This window comes from Streptomyces anandii JCM 4720 (assembly GCF_014650655.1).
Classification (GTDB): Bacteria; Actinomycetota; Actinomycetes; order Streptomycetales; family Streptomycetaceae; genus Streptomyces; species Streptomyces anandii.
On record NZ_BMVJ01000028.1, the window covers coordinates 11,359 to 15,194 of the forward strand.

The following is a 3,836-nucleotide window of genomic DNA, read 5'->3' on the forward strand; positions in this document are numbered from 1 at the left end:
TCGTCTTGCCGAGACGATGCGGTGTGACGCGCCGGCGGCGCCTGCCGGACTGGACCGGAGTCGGTGTCCGGCCTCGCCCGCGCGGAGTGCTCCTCGTGCTCGCGGGATGACATCGAAGATCGCCCGCAGGGACACCGCCCACGGCCCTGGCCACGGCAAGACCTGCCTCGTAGCCGGACCCGCTAGGAGAGCTGCCGCTGTGGGGCTGGGGGGAACCCGCGGCCCACGCCTGGGCTCCTCGACGCCGTGCGCCGGCCTCAGGGGCCGCTTCTTCATCCGTCAACTCCACCTGCGCAGGGTGTGGCGCAGCAGCCTGCGGGCCTGCCGCAGCGGGGAGCGGGCCGCTGGGGGAGGGGCGATGCCGGGTCGGGTCGGTGGAAACTCGGGCATGGGATGGCTGCGTCCAGCGATCTCCAATACGCAAGTGGGGGCGCTCTCGGCGGCCTCACCGGTGTGGAGTGTCACGGCGAAGGGCTTCGGTGGGTCACCTGGCAGTTCGGCGGTGAGCGCGGTGGCGGAGGGGCGGTGTCGCGCTGGGGTCTGCTGATATCCGACCACCTTTCCGTCCACGAGCAGCTCGGTGGTACGTGCGGCGTGGCGGGTCTGAACCGTCACCGAGTGACCTTCTACTTCGAGGTGGAAGTGGTGGGCGCGGGTCACGGCACACCTCCCGGATGTCTCGAGAGCGGCACGTATCTCCAGCGTAAGCGGCATCCCAGGCAGTGCCCCTGTTCACCGCGGTGTGCGGGAGCGCGCCGTGCGGGGCAAGACCTGCTGGTCAGGCCGCGACTCCTGCGCTCCTCGTCGCTTTCGCGGGAAACCGCAGGGGTTGCGCTCCGGGTCTCCATCGTGCGGCTGTCGCCATCGCTGCGGACCCGCTGGCCTCGGCTACTGGCCCGTGGCTGTGCCGGAGCCGGGGTGCTGCTGCAGTCTTGCCGCCAGTACCGCGACGTCGTCCTCGGCCCTGTGCGCGTCAAGTCGGGCGAGCATCGTGTCGAGGATGGCGTCCAGGCCCGTCGCACTCTTGAAGTCCACGTCTGTCAGACGGCTCAGCGATTGGTCGATGTCCTCGCCGCGGCGTTCGACGAGCCCGTCGGTGAACAACACAAGGGTCTGTGAGGCGTCCAGCCGGTAGGTGACCGCTTCATAACCGCCCAGTCCGGTGCCCAGCGGCGGTCCTACGGGTACCGGCAGCAGAGAGGTCCGGCCCACCCGGTCGATCACGGCGGGTGGCAGGTGCCCGGCACTGGCCAGCGTGATCTGGCCGCGATTGGGGTCGACCTGCACGATCAGGCAGGTGGCGGGTCTGCGGTCCGGCTCCTTGGAAGCCGCGTCGTCCAGCTGCCGCAGCACACGGTGGGGCGGCAGATCGGTGGAGGCGGTGTAGCGCAGAGACGACCGGTAGGCGGTCATGTCGACGGCGGCTTCCAGGCCGTGCCCCATCACGTCCCCGACGACGAGCAGTGTGTGGCCGAAATGCAGCCGGACGGTCTCGCACCAGTCACCGCCGATCAGCGTGCTGTGGCCGACGGGCAGGTACCGGATGGCGACGTTCAGATTGGGGTGCGGCCGGCCCGGCTCGGCGAGCAGGGCACGCTGCAGCTTGCCGACGATGCTGCTCACCGCGGCGTGCTCCCTGGCATGCCGGATGTGGGACGCGGCGTGCCCGGCGAGGAGGACCACGAGCTTCGCCTCCGCCGCAGTGAACGGCCCTCCCTCACGGGCGCACGTCAAAACTCCGTAGCAGCGGCCGTGGGCGGCGATCGGTACGCACACAGCCGACCAGGCGTCCCTGGACGCGGTAGCGATGCCACAGCTGCCCTGGGTGTCGGCCGCTTCCCGTGCCACGGACGCGGCCCACCAGGCGTCGGGCAGCATCGCGGGATCGCCGCAGACGGCCTCGTACACCGCGTCGGCCTCGCGGTCGACCTCCATCACGGCCACTGCGCCGCCCACGAGCCGGGCAGCCGCTCGGGTCAGTTCGACGCGGGTCGTGTCCTCGTCGAGTGTGGTACCGATGGCAGCTGATGCCTCGCCCAGTGCGATCAGCTCGGCGGGCACTTCTTCGTGCAGGGCTGACGCACCCTGTCCGACGGTCCCGGCCGTCGGCGGTGTCCGAATCATCCGAGAACGGTCCGCCACACCGAACACTCTAGACGGCCCTGCGGGCTGCTCCCGGAGTGTGCATCCGCCACACCCGTTCGCGGAGGACGATCAGGCCGTTGGATCCGGCGAGCCCGCGATGGCCTGGTCTCCGTGGCGGCTTGCGGATCTCGAGGGCATTCCCGTCGGCGTCGGGCAACCGCAGCGGCAGCGGCCGGAAACCGAAGGCCTCCAGGACTGTGCGGACCTTCACCGCCAGCCCCCCCGAGTGCCTTCCTCGGGACGAAACCGGGCACTGGCCGGCGACCGACCGATGAGGGCCGCCACCGCCACCCGGGCGCGTCCCGCGGCTGCGCGACGACCTCGCCGTGCTGCAGCTCCCGCCCTTCGGGACCTGAGCGCTTCCTGCACGATCTCACCGGCGGCCGGCCGCCTTCGTGCGACGGTTGTGGGTGCGGCACGAGCTGAAGTCCTCTGCTCCCGGCCGTCCTTCGCTGGGGCGCGCGGTGACAGGACGCAGTCGGATACGGGCGTCGAGGCCGGTGCCGGGGGCGGGGTGGAGACTGATGGTGCCGCCGGAGGTATGGACGAGGTGGCGGACGATGGGCAGGCCGAGGCCAGTGCCGTCGTGGTGGGAGTCAGAGGAGCGCCAGAACCGGTCGAAGGCCCGCTCCCGGTCGGCGTCGCTCATGCCCGGCCCTTGGTCGATGACGTGGAGTGCGGTGCCGGGAGCACGGCGCAGGGTGATGGTCGTACCTGGTGGGGAGACCCGCAGGGCATTGGCGAGGAGGTTGTCGACGATCTGCTCCAACGCACCGGGGATCGCCCACACGGGGCCGACGGGCGGGCCGCTGATGTACAGGGCGACGTACTGCTCGGCCGCCAGCGGCTCCCACATCGCCACCCGGTCGGCGACGACGGCGTCCAGGTCGACCGGTTCAGGGGTGGTCGCGGCGTTCTCCAGACGGGCCAGTGCCAGTAGACCCTGAACCATGCGGCCGAGGCGTTCGACCTCCCCCACGGCCTCCTCCAGACTGCCGTGCGCACACGGGTCGAGGTAGGGCTCGAAGTTCTCCAGCCGCAGCCGCAACGCGGTCAGCGGGGTCTTGAGCTGGTGGGAGGCTTCCGAGGCGAACGCCTGCTGGGCCCGCAGCAGGTGCTGGAGCCGGGCGGCGGTGCGGGTGAACGAGGCGGCGAGGCGGCGGAGTTCGGGCGGCCCGGTGGTGGCGTCGGGCGGGGTGGTGAGCCGGCCGTCGGCGAGTTGGGCGGTCGCGGCCTCCAGGGTGCGCAGGGGCCGGGTGATCCAGCGGGCCAGGCTGAACGCGACCAGTGCGACCAGCGCCAGAATGCCGGCCCCGGCCAGGGCAAGAGCCCCCCAGATGCGGTGCACCCGGGTGCTGACCTGATCCAGGGGATAGGTCAGCCGCAGGGTTCCGCGGATGGTGGTGCCGGAGGAGCCGGGCATGGTCGAGGACAGCACATCACGGCCGGCGCTGTCGGTCGTGGTGGTGAAGGTGGGCTGATTGCGCAGGGCGCGGGCGATGTCCGGCTGCGCGGCGAGGCTGATACCGGTCCGGCCGGCCGGGTCCGAGTCGGCCAGGACGATTCCCTGCTTGTCGGTGACGATGACATGCCCGCCGGTACGGGTGGCGTAGTCGCGGACGACATCGGGCAACGCGTTGAGCTGACCTTTTTCGATGTTCTCCTCCGTGACCTCGGCGAGCATGGAGGCG

General features: G+C 71.1%; 2 protein-coding genes. Both read right to left on the bottom strand.

Annotated elements, in window-relative coordinates; all coding sequences use genetic code 11:
- Positions 1–888: 888 nt before the first annotated feature.
- A complete protein-coding gene (locus tag IE249_RS31865) occupies positions 889–2,124 on the bottom strand; it encodes a PP2C family protein-serine/threonine phosphatase (RefSeq protein WP_189710449.1) in 1,236 nt (411 codons plus the stop codon).
- A gap of 394 nt (positions 2,125–2,518) precedes the next feature.
- Positions 2,519–3,836 (bottom strand): sensor histidine kinase (locus IE249_RS31875; protein ID WP_229859713.1); only part of this gene is annotated, 1,318 nt, incomplete at its 5' end.